The organism is Peptoniphilus sp. oral taxon 386 str. F0131 (genome assembly GCF_000090945.1).
In the GTDB taxonomy this organism is placed as follows: Bacteria; Bacillota; Clostridia; order Tissierellales; family Peptoniphilaceae; genus Anaerosphaera; species Anaerosphaera mikwangii.
The window spans coordinates 422,913-443,787 of record NZ_GL349422.1; the positions used below are offsets into that span (position 1 = coordinate 422,913).

The 20,875-nt window shown below is 30.6% G+C and carries 20 protein-coding genes and 1 riboswitch; of the genes, 17 read left to right on the forward strand and 3 right to left on the reverse strand.

The window, feature by feature from the left end; genetic code table 11:
- The first annotated feature begins 21 nt into the window (after positions 1–21).
- The 13 genes from HMPREF0629_RS02040 to HMPREF0629_RS02100 all read left to right on the forward strand — a co-directional run bounded on the left by HMPREF0629_RS02040 (position 22) and on the right by HMPREF0629_RS02100 (position 13,817).
- Positions 22–666, forward strand: coding sequence for an HAD hydrolase-like protein (locus HMPREF0629_RS02040; protein WP_039856455.1), 645 nt, complete (start codon positions 22–24; stop codon positions 664–666).
- Between the two features lie 17 nt (positions 667–683).
- A complete protein-coding gene (locus HMPREF0629_RS02045; protein ID WP_009221712.1) occupies positions 684–1,331 on the forward strand; it encodes a trimeric intracellular cation channel family protein in 648 nt (215 codons plus the stop codon).
- An 11-nt stretch (positions 1,332–1,342) separates the two neighbouring features.
- Positions 1,343–2,239 carry a DegV family protein gene (locus tag HMPREF0629_RS02050; RefSeq protein WP_009221713.1) on the forward strand — a complete coding sequence of 299 codons (897 nt, stop codon included), beginning with the start codon at positions 1,343–1,345 and terminating at the stop codon, positions 2,237–2,239.
- A 255-nt stretch (positions 2,240–2,494) separates the two neighbouring features.
- Positions 2,495–3,268 (forward strand): LamB/YcsF family protein, encoded by a 774-nt coding sequence (locus HMPREF0629_RS02055; protein WP_009221714.1) that lies wholly within the window; start codon positions 2,495–2,497, stop codon positions 3,266–3,268.
- A 12-nt stretch (positions 3,269–3,280) separates the two neighbouring features.
- Positions 3,281–4,480 carry an NRAMP family divalent metal transporter gene (locus HMPREF0629_RS02060; protein WP_009221715.1) on the forward strand — a complete coding sequence of 400 codons (1,200 nt, stop codon included), beginning with the start codon at positions 3,281–3,283 and terminating at the stop codon, positions 4,478–4,480.
- 14 nt (positions 4,481–4,494) lie between these two features.
- Positions 4,495–5,241 (forward strand): 5-oxoprolinase subunit PxpB, encoded by a 747-nt coding sequence (pxpB, locus tag HMPREF0629_RS02065; protein WP_009221716.1) that lies wholly within the window; start codon positions 4,495–4,497, stop codon positions 5,239–5,241.
- Positions 5,234–6,178 (forward strand): biotin-dependent carboxyltransferase family protein, encoded by a 945-nt coding sequence (locus HMPREF0629_RS02070; protein WP_009221717.1) that lies wholly within the window; start codon positions 5,234–5,236, stop codon positions 6,176–6,178. Before pxpB ends, HMPREF0629_RS02070 begins: the two co-directional genes overlap by 8 nt.
- A gap of 142 nt (positions 6,179–6,320) precedes the next feature.
- Positions 6,321–7,076, forward strand: coding sequence for a formate/nitrite transporter family protein (locus HMPREF0629_RS02075; RefSeq protein WP_009221718.1), 756 nt, complete (start codon positions 6,321–6,323; stop codon positions 7,074–7,076).
- 256 nt (positions 7,077–7,332) lie between these two features.
- Entirely contained in the window at positions 7,333–8,598 is a 1,266-nt protein-coding gene (locus tag HMPREF0629_RS02080; protein ID WP_009221719.1) for a Glu/Leu/Phe/Val dehydrogenase, read from the forward strand.
- 31 nt (positions 8,599–8,629) lie between these two features.
- Positions 8,630–9,565 (forward strand): AEC family transporter, encoded by a 936-nt coding sequence (locus HMPREF0629_RS02085; protein ID WP_009221720.1) that lies wholly within the window; start codon positions 8,630–8,632, stop codon positions 9,563–9,565.
- A gap of 51 nt (positions 9,566–9,616) precedes the next feature.
- A riboswitch (SAM riboswitch) is annotated at positions 9,617–9,708 on the forward strand.
- Between the two features lie 53 nt (positions 9,709–9,761).
- Positions 9,762–10,934: a methionine adenosyltransferase gene (gene metK, locus HMPREF0629_RS02090; protein WP_009221721.1), complete on the forward strand. Its 1,173-nt coding sequence runs from the start codon at positions 9,762–9,764 to the stop codon at positions 10,932–10,934.
- 80 nt (positions 10,935–11,014) lie between these two features.
- Positions 11,015–13,201, forward strand: coding sequence for an ATP-dependent RecD-like DNA helicase (locus HMPREF0629_RS02095; protein ID WP_009221722.1), 2,187 nt, complete (start codon positions 11,015–11,017; stop codon positions 13,199–13,201).
- Positions 13,194–13,817: a ComF family protein gene (locus HMPREF0629_RS02100; protein WP_009221723.1), complete on the forward strand. Its 624-nt coding sequence runs from the start codon at positions 13,194–13,196 to the stop codon at positions 13,815–13,817. Before HMPREF0629_RS02095 ends, HMPREF0629_RS02100 begins: the two co-directional genes overlap by 8 nt.
- Here the strand turns inward: HMPREF0629_RS02100 and HMPREF0629_RS02105 are convergent.
- The gene (locus tag HMPREF0629_RS02105; protein ID WP_009221724.1) at positions 13,798–14,733 is read right to left on the reverse strand and encodes a YihY/virulence factor BrkB family protein; all 936 of its coding nucleotides are present in this window, start codon (positions 14,731–14,733) and stop codon (positions 13,798–13,800) included. The genes HMPREF0629_RS02100 and HMPREF0629_RS02105 overlap by 20 nt on opposite strands.
- A gap of 74 nt (positions 14,734–14,807) precedes the next feature.
- Between HMPREF0629_RS02105 and HMPREF0629_RS02110 the strand changes: the two genes are divergently transcribed.
- The 3 genes from HMPREF0629_RS02110 to srtB are packed head-to-tail and all read left to right on the forward strand — an operon-like array spanning position 14,808 to position 17,463.
- Positions 14,808–15,500 carry a response regulator transcription factor gene (locus HMPREF0629_RS02110; RefSeq protein ID WP_039856465.1) on the forward strand — a complete coding sequence of 231 codons (693 nt, stop codon included), beginning with the start codon at positions 14,808–14,810 and terminating at the stop codon, positions 15,498–15,500.
- Positions 15,500–16,720: a sensor histidine kinase KdpD gene (locus tag HMPREF0629_RS02115; protein ID WP_009221726.1), complete on the forward strand. Its 1,221-nt coding sequence runs from the start codon at positions 15,500–15,502 to the stop codon at positions 16,718–16,720. The genes HMPREF0629_RS02110 and HMPREF0629_RS02115 overlap by 1 nt, the downstream gene beginning before the upstream one ends.
- Positions 16,717–17,463 carry a class B sortase gene (gene srtB / locus HMPREF0629_RS02120; RefSeq protein WP_009221727.1) on the forward strand — a complete coding sequence of 249 codons (747 nt, stop codon included), beginning with the start codon at positions 16,717–16,719 and terminating at the stop codon, positions 17,461–17,463. Before HMPREF0629_RS02115 ends, srtB begins: the two co-directional genes overlap by 4 nt.
- Positions 17,464–17,517: 54 nt before the next feature.
- On the opposite strand, the gene HMPREF0629_RS02125 is transcribed toward srtB, so the two are convergent.
- Positions 17,518–19,227 (reverse strand): hypothetical protein, encoded by a 1,710-nt coding sequence (locus tag HMPREF0629_RS02125; RefSeq protein WP_009221728.1) that lies wholly within the window; start codon positions 19,225–19,227, stop codon positions 17,518–17,520.
- Positions 19,224–20,123, reverse strand: a complete 900-nt coding sequence (locus tag HMPREF0629_RS02130; RefSeq protein ID WP_039856468.1) for an aromatic acid exporter family protein — start codon at positions 20,121–20,123, stop codon at positions 19,224–19,226. The genes HMPREF0629_RS02125 and HMPREF0629_RS02130 overlap by 4 nt, the downstream gene beginning before the upstream one ends.
- 205 nt (positions 20,124–20,328) lie before the next feature.
- Here HMPREF0629_RS02130 and raiA point away from each other — a divergent pair, with 205 nt between their 5' ends.
- Complete coding sequence (raiA, locus tag HMPREF0629_RS02135) at positions 20,329–20,862, forward strand: ribosome hibernation-promoting factor, HPF/YfiA family (RefSeq protein WP_009221730.1); 534 nt, start codon at positions 20,329–20,331, stop codon at positions 20,860–20,862.
- Positions 20,863–20,875: the final 13 nt, after the last annotated feature.

Genomic DNA, 20,875 nt, shown 5'->3' on the forward strand with positions numbered 1-20,875 from the left:
GATTTTTTTATTGAGGTGAATATGGTTTATTTATTTGATTTAGACGGAACATTATTAGATACAAAAGAGGGAATTATAAATGGATTTTTATATGGATTTGAAAAAATAGGATATAAAGACTACAATATAGATAATATAAAAAATTTTATAGGACCTCCGCTTGAAGATACATTTATAAATAAATTGGGATTTTCAAAAAATTTGTCGGATAAAACTATAGAATATTTTAGACAATATTATAAAGCAAAAGGGAAATATGAAAATACATTTTATGATGGAGTGTGTGATGCACTTGAGTATATTAGAAGAGATAATATAGTTGCAGTAGCTACATCAAAGCCTGAAAAACAGTCTATTGAAATTTTAAAAAATAGAAAAATGGATGGATATTTCAACTTTATAGGTGGAGCTACAGAAAATGCGGAAAGAAGTAAAAAACATGATGTTATAGAATATGTGCTGAAAAAATTAGAAATTAGTTCAAGAGAGAAAGTATATATGATAGGGGATAGGTATTCTGATATAAATGGAGCTAAGCAATCTGATATTAAGTCCATAGGTGTAACATGGGGATATGGTTCAAGAAAAGAGCTTCTTGATTGTAAGGCGGATTATATCGTTGACAATGCTAAAGAGTTAAATGAGTTGATACAAAAAATAAAATAATTTATTTGAGGTTAAGTATGTTGAATTATAGTGAAATAGATGCCGTATTAGAAATTATAGGCACGATTGCATTTGCATCCTCGGGAGCAATGGTTGGGATAAGAAAGGGCATGGATTTGTTCGGAATTCTTGTACTTGGGATAGTAACGGCGCTCGGCGGAGGATGTGTTAGAGATATAATACTTGGGATAACACCTCCGGGGATGTTTGTAAATTCGTCTTATGCAATTCAGGCTTTAATATCATCGCTAATACTGTTTATGATATTTTATGTGAAATCCGATTATCTAAATTCTAAGGCACTAAAAAAATATGAAGATTTTTTGATGATTTTGGACGCAATAGGACTGGGTGCATTTACTGTAACAGGAATAAATACAGCTATTGGTACAGGATATGCTGAAAAGGAATTTTTATTAATATTTGTAGGCATGTTAACAGGAGTCGGCGGAGGAATAATAAGAGATGTATTTTCAAATAGTATTCCGTCGATTTTTAAAGAGCAAATTTATGCGGTGGCTTCATTTTTTGGAGCATGTTTTTATGTACTGTTCATAGATAAACTTGATGCAGATACAGTTATGATATTAAGTGCAATGATAGTTATAATTATAAGAATATTTGCAGTGAAGAAAAATCTTCATTTGCCAAAAGTTAAAATTTAAGGAGATTTGTTATGAATGTAAAAATAATAACAGATGGCGGTTGTGATATTCCAAAAGAATATATAAAAAAATATGATATAGAAATTTTACCGATAGCAGTAAATGATGGCATAGAAGAGTATTTTGGAGATGATGAACTATCATCAAATGAATTATTTAAAAACATGCGAAACAAAAAAGTCTATGGAACAAGTCAAGTTGGGAATATGGATTATATTCAATGTTTTGAAAAGTATGCATCTGAAAATAGAGAAATAATTTATATTTCTCTATCGTCCGGAATTACAGGGACATATGATGCTGCACTCAGAATTAGAGAAGAAGTTTTAAAAAAATACAAAAGTGCAAAGATTCATGTATTTGATTCATTTTGTGCAACTTGCGGTCTTGGACTTATGGTTCACAGGGCGGCGATGATGGCGGCAGACGGAAGAGATTCAAAATATATTTTAAATGCACTTGAATTTTTAAAAGCTCATCAAGAACATGTATTTTCAGTAACAACTTTAGAGTTTTTAGTAAGGGGCGGTAGAGTTTCAAAAGGAAGCGCAGCAATAGGGGGGATCTTAAATATCAAACCTATTATGGAACTTACAAAGACAGATGGAAAAATAACATCCCTTGATAAGGCGAGAGGAGAAAATAATTTATATAAAAAGCTTTCAGAAGAGCTTGCAAAGAAAAGTGGTGGAAAGTTTAATACAAACCAAAGTATCATAATAGCTTATGGAGATGATGTTTCGTTTGCGGAGCGTTTGAAAAATCATATATTATCCGAGTATAATATATCTGAACAACAAATTTATTGTAACCAGCTCGGAACAGTTATTGGAGCACATACAGGACCCGATTTTGTCGGGGTGTTTTTCCTGAGTAAATTATTTGAAGATTATAATGAAGTAAGATAGCTTTACAGCTATCTTATTTTTGTAAATCGGATATAAAGCGGATAAGCATATAATAGACCTGTAAAAATATATCTGAATCAAAAAAATGAAATAATGAATTAAAAATTTCATAGGTATTTTATGATAACTTGGTAATTATATTTCTATATATTAAATAAGTGTAATATAGATAAAATGTATATTTACAAAAAAAAGAATTTAGTTTATTATAAGAGTAGCAGTACGAAGTATCAAAATATGACGGGAGGTAATTTTATGACTTATTATGTAGATCTTAATAGCGACATTGGAGAAGGATATGGCGCATATAAGATGGGAATGGACGAAGAAATTATAAAGCATGTTACGAGCATTAATCTTGCTTGTGGATGGCATGCAGGAGATCCTTTAATTATGGATAAGACGGTTAAACTTGCAAAAGAATTCGGGGTAAATGTAGGGGCACATCCCGGATATCCTGATCTACTTGGATTTGGTAGAAGAAACTTGGCAATTACTCCCGAAGAAGCAAGATGTTATATGCTATACCAGACAGGTGCATTGATAGCGTTTACAAAAGCTCACGGTATAAAACTTCAACATATGAAATTGCATGGTGGATTTTATAACAAGGCATGCGCAGATAAAGCACTTGCAGATGCAATTCTTGATGGGATTGAAGCTTTGGATAAGGATATAATATTGATGGTATTAAGTGGAAGCTACATAGCTAAAGCCGGAAAAGAAAGAGGTTTCAGAGTTTCAGAAGAGGTATTTGCCGATAGAGGATATAATGTAGACGGTTCTTTAGTTAACAGAAGTTTACCGGGTGCATTTGTAAAGGATCCTAAAGATGCAATTCCAAGAGTTATAAGAATGATTAAAGAAGGAAAAGTAACAACAGCAGCAGGGGAAGAGATAGACATAAAGGCAGATTCTATATGTGTACACGGAGATAATCCTCATGCGATTGAATTTGTAAAGCAAATAAGAGCGGGATTAGCAGAAGCGGATATAACAATTGCTCCAATACAAGACTTTATAAAATAGGAGGAAATATTTATGGAAAAAAATAAAAAAGGAAACCTTTCCGTATTACTAGGAGCGGCATTTTTGATGGCGACATCAGCTATTGGGCCTGGATTTATGACTCAAACAGCTACATTTACAAATGGATTAAAGGCTGATTTTGCATTTGTAATATTAGTGTCAATAGTTATGAGTTATATAACTCAGTTAAACGTATGGAGAGTTATTGCGGTATCAAGGCTTAGAGGACAGGACATTGCAAATAAAGTATTACCAGGACTTGGATATTTTATTGCATTTCTTGTAGCACTTGGCGGGCTTGCTTTCAACATCGGTAATGTCGGTGGAGCAGGACTTGGAATAAATGTAATTTTCGGATTAGATCCTAAGGTTGGAGCGGCAATCGGAGGAATACTCGGAGTAATAATTTTCACATCTAAGTCAGCAGGAAAGGCTATGGATAAACTTACACAAATTTTAGGAGCGGCAATGATTATACTTATAGCTTATGTTTGTGCTACAACAGCTCCGCCTGTATCAGAAGCTGCAAAGAGAATGGTAGCTCCATCAGATATGGGAGCAACAGTTCCTGCAATATTAACACTTCTTGGAGGAACAGTAGGTGGATATATAGTATTTTCAGGCGGTCACAGATTAATTGATGCCGGAGTAACAGGAGAAGAAAATTTAAGTGAAGTAAATAAATCGGCGACACTTGGTATAGTAGTAGCACTTGTAGTAAGAATTCTTTTATTCTTAGCAGTTCTTGGAGTAATAAATAGCGGTGGAGTACTTGATGAGAAAAATGTTGCAGCATCTGCGTTTAGAATTGCGAGTGGTGAAATCGGATACAAGATATTCGGTATAGTATTTACAGCTGCAGCACTTACATCAGTAGTAGGAGCAGCATTTACATCAGTATCTTTCTTAAAAACATTATTTAAGCCAATAGGAGAAAGAGCGAATCTTGTAACAATACTTTTTATAGTTTTTTCAACAATTATATTTATATTTATCGGACAACCACAAAAATTACTTGTATTAGTAGGAGCACTAAATGGATTGATTTTACCTATAACACTTGCAGTAATGCTTATAGCAAGTAAAAAGAAATCAATAGTTGGAGAATATGTTCATTCAAATATATTATTCTATTTAGGTTGGGTAGTTACTGTAGTATCTGCATATATAGGAGTTACAACATTTGTTAGTAAGATGTCAACATTCTTCTAAGGAGAAGTGATTAAATGTATAATAATGTTAAATATCTTATTGCGGGAGATAGAGCTCTTATTATGGAATTTGGTAATGAGATTTCAAAAGATATAAACTCTCGCATTAGAATGACTATTGAAAAAATTGAAAAAAGTAATATTGAAGGAATAGTTGAACTTGTTCCAACATATAGATCTATAACTGTTTCATATAATCCGTTGATTATAAAATATGATGAACTTGTAGAGAAACTTCGTGAATTTGAAAAACATAAAGAAGAATCAGATGGAGATACAATAAGACTTATAGAAATACCTACAGTTTATGGCGGTGAATATGGCCCTGATTTGAAATTTGTATCTGAACATTCAGGATTAAATGAAGAAGAAGTAGTAGAAATTCATACAGGAACAGACTATTTGGTATATATGATGGGATTTGCACCGGGATTTACTTATCTTGGTGGAATGGACGAGAGAATAGCAACACCTAGATTAAAAAGCCCAAGGCTCAAAATTCCGGGTGGTTCTGTCGGAATAGCAGGAGCTCAAACAGGGATGTATCCTTCCGATTCACCGGGAGGTTGGCAGTTAATAGGAAGAACTCCGCTGAAATTATATGATGAGGCTAATGATCCTCCTGTGTTTATAAATGCAGGTGATTATATCAGATATGTAAAAATAGATGAAGCTGAATATGAAAAGATAAAGTCGGAAGTTGAAAACGGAACATATGAAGTTAGTATAAAAACTGTGGATAGAGGTGAGCTGAATGGCTAAGATTAAGGTTTTAAACGGAGGCATTTACACCACAGTTCAGGACTATGGAAGAATAGGATATCAAAAATTTGGTATAGCACCTGCGGGTGTAATGGATGAATACTCTTATGAACTTGCAAATGCTTTGACAGGAAACAAAAGAGGAGAAGCGGTTTTAGAGATAACATATTTGGGACCTATGTTGAAATTTGAAGACGAGGTAGTAATAGCAGTCACAGGTGCAAATGTAAGTCCTAAGATAGATGGAGTTCCTATAAATATGTATGAAAGCTATAAAATAGGAGCGGGCAGTACACTATCATTTGGAAAACTTATAGATGGAGTTAGAGCATATCTTGCATTTGGCGGAGAAATAGATGTTCCTGTAGTGAATGGAAGTAAGTCAACATTAGTTAAGAGTAAAATCGGAGGATATGAAGGACGACCGTTAAAAGCAGGAGATGAATTTGAAGTAAAGGTAAATGAAGCTGCCAAAGAAGGAAAAATTTTACCGGATAAATACAAAGCTCAAATAAATAAATTTAATGTTATAAGAGTTGTACTTGGACCGCAAGATGATTACTTTACTGAAGACGGAATTAAAAAATTGTTTAGATCGGGAGGATATACACTTACAAAAAATATAGATAGAATGGGTATAAGACTTGACGGTGCAGCACTTGAACATAAAACAGCGGCAGATATTATATCTGATGGAACAGTAATGGGTGCAGTACAAGTTCCTTCTGATGGACACCCTATAATTTTAATGGCTGATAGGCAGACAACAGGCGGATATACTAAGATTGGAACGGTAATAAAAGAGGATATTGCAAAAATTGCACAAATGGGCGCTATGAATAAGTTATGCTTTACTGAAATATCACTTAGTGATGCACAAAAAGAATATGAAAAATTTGAACAAAAAATTCTTGATGCAAGAGAATCTGTTAAATAAATTTGTTTGAATTTAAACTTAAAAATCTTCCCCGAGAAACCGGGGAAGATTTTTTGCTTTAATTTATATTTGTTAAATATTCGACATATTTTAGACACAATAGAGTTATAGTTTTAACATAAACTAATTGAGGTGGGATTTTATGTATGCAGAGATTATAAAAAATATTTCCGGAGGTGCCTTAAATAAGTTTAAGATATATGACAGCTCCAAAATTAAGTATATTATATCATCAATGCTGGCAGGATTTTTTGTCGGGCTTGGATTGATTAGTATGGGAGCATCTATTTCTGTATTTGGAGGACTTGATTTTCCGGTTGTAAAATTTACAAATGGATTTATTTTTTCCCTTGCATTGTCTCTTGTAATTATGGCAGGAGGGGATTTATTTACAGGAAATGTACTTGTACTTTCAACAGGTGCTATGACTAAGACAATAAGAACATCAGATGCTATAAAGGTATGCGCCTTATCATACATAGGGAATTTTTTAGGAGCTTTATTAGTTAGTTTTTTATATATGGGAACAGGAATAAAAGACTCCGGAGTTTGTAATGCAATTATAGAACTTGCAAAAGTAAAGGCGAGTTTTGCGTTTGTTCCGATGATTTTTAAAGGAATAATGTGTAATATATTAGTTTGTCTTGCTGTTCTATGTTGTATAAAAATGAAAAGTGAAAGTGCAAAATTAATAATGGTATTTTGGTGCATAATGCCTTTTGTAATACTCGGATTTGAGCACAGCATTGCAAATATGACTTGCTTTATAATAGCAAAAGCTATGTCACCTGAGATTACTATTGCAATGATTATGAATAATTTAGTGCCATCAACGATAGGTAATATTATTGGAGGGTTGTTAGTTGCAGGAGGCTATTATTTTCTTGGAAGAGAATAACTGATAAAAATAAAGTTGTAAATATAAAAAAATTAACAAAAAAATTAAGCGTATTTTACTTGACAAAATTCGTAAAGTTGATTTAAAAGGCTAATAATAGAGCTTTATTAATATTTGCCAATAATTTCAGTAAAGTTGAAATTATATATAGTATTTGCTATAATTAGTGTGTATGAAATTGTTACCATTATGTGAAATGGCAATAGTAGATTAAAGATAAGATTTTATCTTAATTAAAATTAAAGGAGTGTTTAACATGACAGATACTTTAAATCCATTAGTAGCTGCACAAGAGAAAGTAAGAGTAGCGTGTGAAAAATTAGGTTGTGATCCGGCAGTATATGAACTTTTAAAAGAGCCAAAGAGAGTTATTGAAATCTCAATTCCTGTAAAAATGGATGACGGTTCTCTAAAAGTATTTAAAGGTTGGAGAAGTGCTCACTCAGATGCAGTAGGTCCTGCTAAGGGAGGAGTTCGTTTCCATCCAAATGTAAACATGGACGAAGTAAAGGCACTTTCACTTTGGATGACATTTAAAGGTGGAGCTTTAGGACTTCCATATGGTGGTGGAAAGGGAGGAATCTGTGTAGATCCTTCAGAATTATCACAAAGAGAATTAGAACAACTTTCAAGAGGTTGGGTAAGAGGACTTTATAAATATCTTGGAGATAGAATAGATATACCTGCACCGGACGTAAATACAAACGGACAAATTATGAGCTGGTTTGTAGATGAATATGTAAAATTAAATGGCGAAAGAATGGACCTTGGTACATTCACAGGAAAGCCAATTGCATTTGGCGGTTCAGAAGGAAGAAATGAAGCAACAGGATTCGGTGTTGCAGTAGTTGTTAGAGAATCTGCTAAGAGATTTGGAATTGATATAGCTGATGCTAAGATTGCCGTTCAAGGATTTGGTAACGTAGGTTCTTTCACAGTTAAGAATATTGAAAGACAAGGCGGAAAAGTTTGTGCAATAGCTGAATGGGATAAAAAAGAAGGAAACTATGCACTATACAATGAAAACGGAATGTCTTTCAAAGAATTAATTGCATATAAGAACGAACATAAGACATTAATCGGATTCCCTGGAGCAACTAAGATTTCTGATGAAGAATTCTGGGCAAAAGAATATGATATTTTAGTACCTGCTGCACTTGAAAATGTAATCACTGGTGATAGAGCAAAGGTTATAAACGCTAAATTAGTTTGTGAAGCAGCTAACGGACCTACTACTCCAGAAGGAGATAAGGTTCTTACTGAAAGAGGAATAGCTCTTACACCGGATATTTTAACTAACTCAGGTGGAGTATTAGTTTCTTATTATGAATGGGTTCAAAATCAATATGGATATTATTGGACAGAAGCAGAAGTAGAAGAAAAACAAGAAGCTGATATGATGAAAGCTATTTCCGGAGTATTTGGAATTGCTGATGAATATAAAGTACCATTAAGAGAAGCTGTTTATATGTATGCTATTAAATCAATAGATACAGCTATGAAGTTAAGAGGATGGTATTAATCCTTATATAATTTTCGACAGAGGTGGTTTTTTGGAAAATTTACAAATAGGATTAAATATAATTTTCCCTATATTCTTCGTAATTTTTGTAGGATATTTTTTAAAAACTAAAAAAATTTTAGATGAAAATTTTATTTCCAAGAGCACTACTCTTGTTTTTTATGTTGCACTTCCGGCGAAACTATTTTTTGACATAAAAAATTCCAAGGTCAACTCGCTGGATATAAAATATGTTTTATATTTACTTTTGGGAACTCTTTTAATTTTTGGACTTTCTTGGATTTCAGGTTACTTTTTTATAAAAGATAAGAAAAAATTATCGGCATTTGTACATTGTTCATATAGATCTAATTTTGTGTATATAGGAATACCAATATTAGATTTAATTTTTTCGGAACCTGCAATGGATTCAATTTTAATAGTAATAATTTTTGGGCTTACACTCTATAATATGCTTGCAATTATACTTTTAACTTATTACGGAGATAAGAAATTGAGTATTACAGATTTTTTTATTAAAGTAATAAAAAATCCTATGATAATTGCAATAGCACTTGGATTATGTGTAAAGTTTTTGAACATTCCTATTTATAGTGGAATTGAGTCCGGAGCAAGTATTATTGCAAAGTTATGTACTCCATTATCTCTAATTTTAATAGGAGGTTCTTTGAATTTTAACGGAACTTTTTCTGATGTTATGATTATTTGTGTAGATACTTTAATTAAAGACGTAATTGGAGCGGCTATTTTAGTACCTATTGGATTTTTAATAGGTTTTACAAATTCGCAACTTGTTGTAGCATATATATTTTTTGGCACTCCCTGCGCATTGAATTGTTTTATTATGGGTAAGCAAATGGGTTCAGATGCAAATTTAACCTCACAGATAATAACGGCATCTTTTGTTTTTTCAATAGTATCTTATGCAGTGGGCATAGCCATTTTAAAATATTACAGTATAATATAGGCTTTACAGGAAAAAGAAAAAGTGATATACTAATGACCAACTTAATAGACAACCTTATTAAGAGCGGCGGAGTGAATGGGCACGATGAAACCCGGCAACCTATTGTGGTGCCAAATCCCACAGAGAGATCTGGAAGATGAGGTTATTTTTTGATACCTTTTCCTCTGGAGGAGGATTTTTTATTTAGGAGGTAGAAATGGATAAATGGTTATTTACATCTGAATCTGTAACAGAGGGTCATCCTGACAAAGTTTGTGATCAAATTTCAGATGCAGTTTTAGATGCAATTATTAAAGAGGATAAAAATGCAAGAGTTGCTTGTGAGACAGTTGCATCAACAGGAATGGTATTAATTACCGGTGAAATCACCACAAGTACTTATGTTGATTTCACTAAAATAGTTAGAGATACATTAAGAGAAATAGGATATGATAGAGCAAAAATTGGTTTTGATGCGGATACTTGTTCAGTGTTATGTGCTATAAAAGAGCAAAGCCCTGATATTGCAATGGGAGTTGACAGATTTAAGGAAGCGGGAGTTGATGAGTTGGATTCATTTGGAGCAGGAGATCAAGGTATGATGTTTGGTTATGCTTGCAATGAAACAGAGGAGTATATGCCTCTGCCGATATCTCTTGCGAATAAAATGTCTAAAAGACTTTCAGATGTCAGAAAAGAAAATGTTATTGATTATTTAAGACCGGATGGGAAAACTCAAGTTACTGTTGAATATGAGAACTTAGTTCCAAAAAGAATAGAGAATGTAGTAGTATCTACACAGCATAATCCTGATGTGAGTCTTGAAACTATCAGAGAAGATATTATTAGAGAAGTAATTAAAAAAACAGTACCTGAAACAATGATGGATGAAAATACGAAGATATATGTGAATCCGACAGGAAGATTTGTAATGGGCGGTCCTATGGCAGATGCAGGATTAACAGGAAGAAAGATAATTGTAGATACTTATGGTGGATTTGCAAGACATGGCGGAGGAGCATTTTCCGGAAAAGATCCTACAAAAGTTGATAGATCAGCAGCTTATTTTGCAAGATATATTGCAAAAAATATTGTCGCTTCCGGGCTTGCGGAAAAGTGTGAAATAGGACTTGCCTATGCGATTGGCATTGCAAGACCTACATCAGTTTATGTTCAGACATTTGGAACAGGCAAGTTATCCGATAATGAAATAGAAAAGATAGTTATGGATAATTTTGATGCAAGACCTGCTGCCATTATAAGGGATCTTGATTTATTAAGACCTATTTATAAACAGGTAGCAAGTTATGGACACTTTGGCAGAAATGATTTAGATTTGCCTTGGGAAAAGCTTGATAAAGTTGAAAAGTTGAAAGCTTATTTAAAATAGTTGATTGGGAGAATTTCGTTTTGAAATTCTCCTTTTTTTATTACACTCTTTATACTACAATAGACAATAGGAGAATAAATATGATAGAAATTAAGGGCGTAGTAGAGAAAATTATATATAGGAATGAAGATAACGGTTATACTGTTGCAAGATTTTCAACAGAAGAGGAATCTATAACTATAAATGGAAGCTGTGCAGAAATAAAGACTTCAATGGAATATGAACTTAAGGGAGATTTTATATTTCACAAAAAATATGGTGAACAGTTTAAATTTGAGAGCATAGAAGAAATTTTGCCTCAATCTGAAAATGGAATAATTAATTATCTTTCAAGTGGAATTATTCCATTTATAGGAGAAAAAACTGCCAAGAATATAGTTGATAAATTTAAAACGGAAACACTAAAAATTTTAGAAGAGGATACGGAAAGATTACTTGAAGTTGATGGAATAGGTCCGCGAAAATTAGATAAGATTAAAAGTGCTCTTCTTGAGAATAGAGGACTTAGAAGATTGACTTTATTTTTGAATAAGCATGAGCTCGGAACTACGCTTGCAGTTAAAATATACAAAGAATATGGAGAGAGAGCAATACAGATAATAAAAGAAAATCCATATAAACTTGCGGAGGATATAAGTGGAGTAGGATTTAAAAAAGCGGATAAGATTGCAATGAGCATTGGAGAGTTTAGAGGCTCATCATTTAGAAACAGAGCTGCATTGAAGTATATCCTTTCACTTGCAACTCTTGAAGGACATAGTTTTTTACCTAAAGATATTTTAATTAAAAGAACCCATAAGTTGGTTGGAGATAATATAGAACAACTTGAAAATGAACTTTTAAATTTAAGTTTAGATGATAGATTTTTTATTGAGCAAAGCGATGGCGAAATATGTTGTTATTATGCACCATATCTAAGAGCGGAAAATTATATTTCTGGAAAAATTAAAGAACTTGTATCCGGTAAATTTGAGTATGATACAAATATAGATGAGATTTTAAAAAAAATAGAAGAACGTAATGAAATTAAATTTGCAACAAATCAAGTTATTGCAGTTAGAGAAGCTGTTGAAAAGGGAGTATTAATTATAACCGGAGGACCGGGAACAGGTAAGACAACAACTTTGAAAGCAATAATAGAAATTTTTGAGTCCATGGGGAAAAGTGTAAAGCTTGCCGCACCTACAGGGCGTGCCGCAAAACGAATGAAGGAAGCTACAAACAGAGATGCAAGCACGATTCACAGATTACTTGAAATAAGAGTCCCCGATGATGATAGAATAAATTATGGATATGAAGAAGAGGTTGAGCTTGATTGTGATGTACTAATAGTGGATGAAGTAAGCATGGTAGATTTAGGACTTATGAACACTCTGCTTCATTCTATAAAAAAGGGGACAAGACTTATACTTGTTGGGGATAAAGATCAGTTGCCGTCAGTTGGAGCAGGAAATGTGCTATCAGATCTGATTGAAAGTAAGAGAGTATCGGTTGTAAATCTAAATGAAATTTTTAGGCAAAAAGAACAATCATCAATAATTAAAAATGCACATTTGATAAATAATGGAATATTACCTGAAATTTCAAATTCCGGAGATTTTTATATGATTTCGGAACAGAATGAAAAAAAATCTCTTGAAGTTATAAAGGAATTGGTAAGTAGAAGGCTTCCGCAATACTATGGGGTGAATTCTAACAAAATACAAGTATTGGCACCTATGAAAAAAGGAAATGTCGGGATTTACAGTTTGAATAAAACTTTACAGGAAGTATTAAATCCCAAAGGGGATGAAATTATATTTGGGGATAATGTATTTAGAGTGGGCGATAAAGTTATGCAAACTAAAAATAACTATAACCTTGAATATAAGATAGAATCGGAATTTTATCTTGAAGAAGGAGAAGGAGTATTTAACGGAGATATAGGATATGTTGTAGAAATAGATATTGAGAATAAAAGTCTTGTTGTGCTTTATGACGATGTAAAGAAAGTTAAATATGAGTATTCGGATTTAGATGAACTTATACTTTCTTATGCCTGTACAATTCATAAATCTCAAGGTTCGGAATTTGATATAGTTATAATTCCGCTACATTTTGCACCATATATATTATTGACGAGAAATTTAATTTATACTGCCATAACAAGAGCAAAAAAACTCGTAGTGCTTGTGGGAGAATATAAGTATTTAGATATTATGGTTAAGAATAATAGAATTTCAAAAAGATATTCCAATTTATGTAAGAAGCTGATGAAAGATGATTAATTTGTTTAAGAAAGAGTGCTATTTTTGTGATTCAAAAGAGATTTTTGAATATGGAATATGTAAAAATTGTTATGATAATTTGAAAGGGGATATTTTATTTTCAAAAAAACTTGAATATGTGGATGATGTTATAGTAGCGTTTGAATATAATAATTTTCTAAGAGATAAGATGTTGTCATATAAATTTAAAGATAAGACATATCTATATAAATTTTTTTCTGAAGTTTTGACAGAAAAATTGTTTAAGGAAAAACTCAGTATGAAATATAAAAATATAACTTGTGTCCCTATGCATAAGAATGCTTTAAAAAAGAGAGGGTATAACCAAAGTGAATTAATAGCAAAACAAGTGGCTAAAAATACTTTGTTGGAGTTTGTTGCACCGGTTGAAAAAATAGCGGATGTTCCGGAGCAAGCAGGTATTAAAGAATTTTTCGGTAGAATTGAAAATATAAAGGGAGTATTTAGATTTGCAGGGGAAAAGGTAGAGAGTATTATAATAGTTGATGATGTAATTACTACCGGTGCTACAGTAAATGAAATGGCGAGAGTTTTAAAGGAAAATGGAATAAAAAAAGTAGCGGCATTAGTAGCAGCTACTTCTCAAAATCTTTAATAAAATTTTTAAGTACAGATTCATATCTTGGCCATAGCGTTGTAGATTTAAAATACTTCATTGAGAATAGAGTTGCATTTATTTCTCCACCCATTAAAATTATCATACTCATAAGCCATAGCCATATTAGCAGTATTATAATTCCTCCAAGTGAGCCGTAGGTTACAGAGTACTTTGCAAAATTTCCAACATAGTACCCGAATAAATTTGTGGCAAATACAGATGAGATAGTGGAAAATATCGCACCGGGAAGAATTAAACTAAACTTTAATAAATCTCTTGTATCAGTTCCCGGACTGTATTTATATACCAATAGAAAAGTTATAAACATATAAATAAATGGGATTATAAAACTGAGAATATGCCATAGATATGTGATATCTTCTCCAAGTCCCACATAATTTATGAGCATATTTATTATAGTTTCGCCGAAAACTTGAGTTAATAATAAGAGCAGTATCATTATTATCAAAGCAATGGTGAACAGTAATGACAATAATTTGGTTTTGAGTATACCTCTTTTTTCGCTAAATCCATAAGCTAAATTTATATTTTTTATAATTTTTTTAAATCCGTTAGATGCTGACCATAGTCCCAGTAAAACAGATATTGAAAATAAGCTTCCGGAGCTTCCGGAGTAAATTTCTTTTATAAAGTTCATTGCTATTTTTGTGATATCTTCAGGAAGATAACTAAGAGCTTCTATTATATTGTCAGAATATAAAAAATTTGTAAAGTTTATTATATTTAACAGAGCAATTAAAAACGGAAATATTGACAAAATTAGAAAATATGCTAAACTTGCACTTATTTCAACAATTCTATGCTCAGCAAATCTATATAGGAATTTGTCAAAAAATATTACATAATTTTTATTTAGGTTATTATAAAAATTTTTCTTGATTTTGTTAAGCATAATCCACCTCAAGAGAAATTATAACATAATCAGTATAAAATGTGATAAAATATATTGAAAATAAGGAGGAGTATATGGCATATAATATTCTTGTATGTGATGATGAAAAAGATATAGTAAAAGCGATAGAGATATATTTAAAAGCGGAAGGGTATGAAGTTTTTAAAGCGTATGACGGCCTTGAAGCCATTGAGATAATAAACAGAGAACAGATTCATCTTTGTATTATTGATCTTATGATGCCAAAGGTAGATGGTATTTCTGCGATTTTAAAAATAAGAGAAAAACATAATATTCCAATTATTATCTTATCTGCAAAATCTGAAATAACTGACAAAATAATAGGGCTTAATGTTGGTGCAGATGATTATATTGTAAAGCCGTTTAATGCTATTGAGCTTGTTGCAAGAGTAAATTCGGTACTTAGAAGATTTACAAGTTTAGGAAGTGCAGATATTGATAAAGATATTTATAAAGCGGGTAGAGTTGTAATAAAAAATTCATCTAAAGAAGTTTTTATAGATGATGAGGCGGTTAACTTAACGCCATATGAATATAAAATTTTACTTCTACTTATGAAAAATAAATCTCGTGTATTTAATTCCGATGAAATTTATAGACAGGTTTGGGAAGATGAGGCACATGATGTTAAAAAGATAATTTCAGTTCATATATCTCATCTCAGGGATAAGCTCGAAATAAATCCGAGAAAGCCGGATTTAATAAAGAGTGTATATGGCATGGGTTATAAAATAGAGGATAAATAATGAGATTATCCGAAAGAGTTAAGAAAAGTTTATATAAGATATATTTGTATCTTAGAGATAATGATTTTATGGAGTCTCTTCTATTTGATATGCTTTTAATATGCGGACTTATTTATGGCAAGTATGGATATTTTATAGGAGCATTTCTATTCGTATGTTTTTTTATATGGAAAATATATAGAAGACAGGTTATTAAATCATTATTTACCGTAAAGTTGTTTTTAAGCTACAGTGAAAATTATTTGTTTTTAATATTCGGCATAATAAATTTGATGCTAATTTTTGAAATGTTGTTTCTTGAATATGGAGAATTTGAAACTTTTGTAGTATTGTGTTTTTTTAAATTAATTTTTGTCGGAGAAAATGTATATGTTCAAAATTTTCTACTAACTTCAATGATTGAAGACTTATATAGCTTTGGAGAGGCGGAATATATTTCGATTCTTGCCAATAATAAGACTAAAGAAAGTCTTAGACTTTTAGAAGAAATAAGAGAGCAGATCAGAAGTTCTATGAAAAAAAGTCTTGAAGCTGAGCATTTGAAGACTGAACTTATAACAAATATCTCTCATGATTTAAAAACTCCACTTACTTCAATAATAAATTATACAGATATACTTTCTAAAAAAGAAGCTATGGATGATGAAGCTAAGGATTATATTCAAGTTTTAGGAAGAAATTCTGAGAGATTAAAAAGTCTTATAGTAGATTTGATATATGCCTCAAAAACAGGATCGGGAAACATAAAAGTTGAAAAGGAATTTATAGATTTTAACGAGCTGTTATTACAAATTTATGGGGATTTTGATGAAATTCTAAAGCGCAAAAATGTAGAATTTATATATGAATATGAAGAAGAGGATATAGTAATATATACCGATGGGAATATTTTGTCGAGAATTGTTCAAAATTTAATTTCAAATGCCTATAAATATTCAAAGTCGGGTACAAAAATTTATGCGGAGACTTTTTCAAGTGATGAAATAATAAAATTTTCCATGAGAAATACGTCTAAAAGCAAAATTAAGCTTACACAGGAAGAACTTTTAGGAGAATTTGTAAAATCAGATAGAGAAAGGAATACCGAGGGTTCGGGATTGGGACTTTATATAACCAAAAATCTTGTAGAGCTTTTAGGAGGAAAATTTAATATAATAATAGAAGATGAAGACTTTAATGTAGAACTTATTTTAAATAGAGATTTAGGAGAATATGATTGAAAAAGATAATTAAGATTTTAATTTTTATAGTATTGGTAACTTTGGCGGTATGGGTCGGATATAAATTTTATATTACAAAGACTGATGACGTATCAAAAAAGGCAATAGAGAGAATACAACAAAAAAATGATAAGGTTATTACCGAAAATAAAGAGGAAAATGAAATATTTGAAAAGAAAAAGCTCGAACTTGAAGAGCTGAAAAAAATTAATAAAGATATAGTTGCAATACTTGATATTCCGGATACTCACGTATACTATCCGATTTTTAAGTCGGAAGATAACAGTTATTATATGAGAAGAAATATATATTGTAATTATGACTTAAACGGTTCGATTTTTATGGATTATGAATGTGAAGTTGATACATCTACAAATCTTATACTGTATGGGCATAATATGAGTAGTGACAATATGTTTTCAGATTTAATTAAGTATAAAGAAAAAGAATTTTTTGATTCTCATCGTACAATTTATTTATATACATTAAATGATGTAAGAGAATATAAAGTGGTAGGAAGTTATATAATCGATCTTACAAATGAAGATAAGTTTTTCAACTTTAATATTTATATAAATAAAAGTGATGCTATGAACTCAATAGATTATATTGATAATCTCAATAACATGACAGTTCAGAGTGAAAATGTGTATATAAATGAAGATTCAAAACTCATTACACTTTCAACATGTACTTATGAAAGTAAAAATGCAAGGCTTTTAATTGTAGGCGTTTTGCAATAATAAAAAGAGGTTTAGAAAATTATTCTAAGCCTCTTTTTATTTAGAAATACAAATTCAGCTAATTGATTTTTTATAATTATTTATGCTGATTACATTTGAATTTACAAAATTTTTTGAAAAATAATTTAAAATAGCTTTGCCGTTATTTGTAATAGTTACTTTTGTATTTGATATAGATATAATATCCAACCTTTGAAGTATATCCAGGAGATAAGAGTATTCGTTATCTATATTTAAGTCTGAAGTTTCTATATTATCTTTATGGTATAGAGTTTCAAAAATAATTTTTAAATTATCAAATATTATATTTACTTTTTTCTCGTTTAAATATGTCAATAAGAAATCTCGATTAAAGATTGTTTCTATAAAAATAGCATATTGTTCTTCACCATCTAACGATAAAAATTGCATAAGTCGTTCGCTGAAATCAAAATCTCCGTTTTCATTTTTAAGAATTGATTTGGTTACGGAAAAATTATAAAAGAAATTAATTAACGGGTAATGAGTTTGGTTTGGTGTTTTAATTTCTCTTGAAGTTTTTAGATTTAAGGCTGTTGCAAGTTTATTTACAGAGGCGTTTGTCAGCATATTTTTATTTTCTGAAATTTGTAATTTCAAATCATTAAATAAGTCTGTAAATGTTATATAGTTTTTAAGAAGTGTACATTCAAAATTATTTGGAATTAATTCAAATAAATTTTCATCAAAGTAAAATCCGTTAAATGATTTACTTAGATTATTTTGATATAGAAAAATATATTTTAATATATATTTAAGTTCTTCATATGGTTTTAAAAATTTATTTGAAGTTTTTAAAGCAAATTCATAATAATATTTAAGTAGTGTTATTGTGTTTTTAAATTCACTATTTGTATATATAAATCCGTTTTTTGTTGCATTTTCAAAAATATCTATAAAGTTATAGTTTTCAAAATCAGAGAAATTTTTTCCGATAGGAGCAAGACACTCGATATATACAATATTGAAGAAATAAATGCACATTTCCTCTTCGTATTCCAATTTTGAGTTGGCATATAGCAAGAATCTTTCAAATATTTTACTATCTTCATTGTTAAAAAATGTGTTTATTGCAAGAGTTCTATCCTTCTCTGACAATTCTGTATTTTGCAATTCCATAAATTCGGAGGTGGAACTTGCAAAAATTAAGAAGATATCTGCAAGATAAATCTTTAATATTTCTATTTTATTTTCATCACTTAAACTTTTTAGGTTACGTTCTTCAGCATAAGCCTTAAAAATATTATAGATTTTACTTGTAAACAGAAGTTCAAAACTTTCATCAAGTACTTCAAGAATACTAATCACATAGTAATATCCATCAATTTCAATCAGTCTTGCAAACAACAATTCTCTGTCGGACAAATTTGAAGCAGATTCTACTTTAAAACTCTTGTTTAACAATTTATCATAGATGACACAATAATCTTCATCTACACTTAAAACTTCAATGACAGTGCAGTAGCTGTTTATAAGAGAACTTGCTATTGAACTTAGCATTGTATCATTTAGTTTTTTATTACTTTTACAAAAAAATTTAAGCATTTCTAAAATGCGTTGCTCATTTCTATGAGCATCTAATATTATAAAGGCCTTTAGCTCTTTGGTACCTCTTGTAACAGTCAAAAATTTATATATTTCATCATTTTTATCTGCTTTAATTTTTGCAAAATTGTCAATTTGTGAATAGAAATTTTTTGCAAACAAAAATTTTGTTTCAGCTATAAGTCTTTCAATTTTACTCATTTATTATCACCTATCAGTTTTTCAACGATACTCAAATTCAGTAAAATTTTGTGTAAATGATAGTTGTAAATTGTATTCAGATCACCTTTTAATTTTCCGTTTTCAAGAAGCTTAATAAAAAAAATATCTTCTATCAAGTTGCAGTTATCAGATGTCATATCGGGTCTACTATCAATTGAATTCAACAATTGGAATCTGTTGTTAAAATCAGTGAACAATTCCATAATTCTTTCGGCCTTATAAAAATCAAATCTTGCATGAATAGGAGTATCAAGTTCGGATATTAAAAGTTCATAAGATTTTTTTGTATTTGCAAAAGACTCTTCAAATTCCGAAATAGAATGTTCTTCGTTCATAATTAATTGTAGCATAAAGTTTTTAGATTTTTTTAAAGTATCTCTTGAATTATTTATAAAATGCTCATATACATTTGGAGTTGCAATTAAATAATTTATGCTCACACTTATTACGACACCTAAAAATGTACCAAGTACTCTATCAAAACCGTAAATCAGTTTAGAATCCGATATAAAACTTGCCATGAATACCACACATGATAAGACTGTCATATCCTTTACATTTGTAGCTTGAAGTATATAGATTATTATAATTATTCCAAGCCCTGCAATTATTGGATTTAAGAGCTGATGTGTTTTAAACATCCCAAGAATAGATCCGAGAATAACTCCGAAAATTGACGTGAATAATCTTTTTTTGACATCTATAAAGCTTTCTGAGAAAGATGATTTCATTGTTGAAATTGTCGCTATTGACGTAAATATGGGAGTATTAAGGTTTAAAAGCATTGATAAATATAATCCTATTACTACGGCAAGAGCAGTTTTTATTGTTCTCATTCCGATTTTTTTCTTAAAATTTATATTACTTATGTTCATATTTATCACCAAGATAATTATAACAAAGGAAATAAAAAAATTCATCCACAATAAATTAACAAGAATTTTATAGGGAAAAACAGTTTTCCACAAACTTATCAACATTATCCACAGGGTGAAAATACTTTTTTATTTTAATCAATTAAGCTATAAAATATATATTTTTGGGTATCATATATATAACAAACTTGAGAGGAGTGTTAATATGTTACTAAAATTAGTTGGAAAAAATATGGAATTGACAGAAAGTCTTAAAAAGCAGGCTGAAAAAAAATTTTCAAAGATAGATAAATTTTTTGATGAAGAGGTAGAAGCCAGAGCAGTTTTTTCAACACAAAAAGGCAGTCAGACTGTAGAGGTGACAATTTTCCTTCCGGGAACGATTTTAAGAGCTGAAGAAACAACTCAAGATATGTACGCTTCAATTGATAAAGTAGTTGATGTACTTGAAAGACAAATTAGAAAATATAAGACAAGATTAAAGAAAAGATATCAAGGAAATTCTAAAACGATTAGATTTGAAAATGTGCGTGAAGCTGAAGTTGAAGAAGAAAGTAGCGTAATTGTAAAAAGAAAACAGCTTTTACTTCGCCCGATGCATGAAGAAGAAGCTACACTTCAAATGGAACTTCTAAATCATAATTTCTTTATATTTTTAAATACAGAAACTGATAAAATTGAAGTCGTATATAAGAGACATGATGATAACTATGGAATCATAGATATTGATATAGAATAAATAAAACAAAAAA

Bases quoted from the DNA above. Each gene is read 5' to 3' on its own strand.
- HMPREF0629_RS02040 (WP_039856455.1), top strand. From the start codon at position 22: ATGGTTTATTTATTTGATTTAGACGGAACATTATTAGATACAAAAGAG.
- HMPREF0629_RS02045 (WP_009221712.1), top strand. From the start codon at position 684: ATGTTGAATTATAGTGAAATAGATGCCGTATTAGAAATTATAGGCACG.
- HMPREF0629_RS02050 (WP_009221713.1), top strand. From the start codon at position 1,343: ATGAATGTAAAAATAATAACAGATGGCGGTTGTGATATTCCAAAAGAA.
- HMPREF0629_RS02055 (WP_009221714.1), top strand. From the start codon at position 2,495: ATGACTTATTATGTAGATCTTAATAGCGACATTGGAGAAGGATATGGC.
- HMPREF0629_RS02060 (WP_009221715.1), top strand. From the start codon at position 3,281: ATGGAAAAAAATAAAAAAGGAAACCTTTCCGTATTACTAGGAGCGGCA.
- pxpB (WP_009221716.1), top strand. From the start codon at position 4,495: ATGTATAATAATGTTAAATATCTTATTGCGGGAGATAGAGCTCTTATT.
- HMPREF0629_RS02070 (WP_009221717.1), top strand. From the start codon at position 5,234: ATGGCTAAGATTAAGGTTTTAAACGGAGGCATTTACACCACAGTTCAG.
- HMPREF0629_RS02075 (WP_009221718.1), top strand. From the start codon at position 6,321: ATGTATGCAGAGATTATAAAAAATATTTCCGGAGGTGCCTTAAATAAG.
- HMPREF0629_RS02080 (WP_009221719.1), top strand. From the start codon at position 7,333: ATGACAGATACTTTAAATCCATTAGTAGCTGCACAAGAGAAAGTAAGA.
- metK (WP_009221721.1), top strand. From the start codon at position 9,762: ATGGATAAATGGTTATTTACATCTGAATCTGTAACAGAGGGTCATCCT.
- HMPREF0629_RS02095 (WP_009221722.1), top strand. From the start codon at position 11,015: ATGATAGAAATTAAGGGCGTAGTAGAGAAAATTATATATAGGAATGAA.
- HMPREF0629_RS02100 (WP_009221723.1), top strand. From the start codon at position 13,194: ATGATTAATTTGTTTAAGAAAGAGTGCTATTTTTGTGATTCAAAAGAG.
- HMPREF0629_RS02105 (WP_009221724.1), bottom strand. From the start codon at position 14,733: ATGCTTAACAAAATCAAGAAAAATTTTTATAATAACCTAAATAAAAAT.
- HMPREF0629_RS02110 (WP_039856465.1), top strand. From the start codon at position 14,808: ATGGCATATAATATTCTTGTATGTGATGATGAAAAAGATATAGTAAAA.
- HMPREF0629_RS02115 (WP_009221726.1), top strand. From the start codon at position 15,500: ATGAGATTATCCGAAAGAGTTAAGAAAAGTTTATATAAGATATATTTG.
- HMPREF0629_RS02125 (WP_009221728.1), bottom strand. From the start codon at position 19,227: ATGAGTAAAATTGAAAGACTTATAGCTGAAACAAAATTTTTGTTTGCA.
- HMPREF0629_RS02130 (WP_039856468.1), bottom strand. From the start codon at position 20,123: ATGAACATAAGTAATATAAATTTTAAGAAAAAAATCGGAATGAGAACA.
- raiA (WP_009221730.1), top strand. From the start codon at position 20,329: ATGTTACTAAAATTAGTTGGAAAAAATATGGAATTGACAGAAAGTCTT.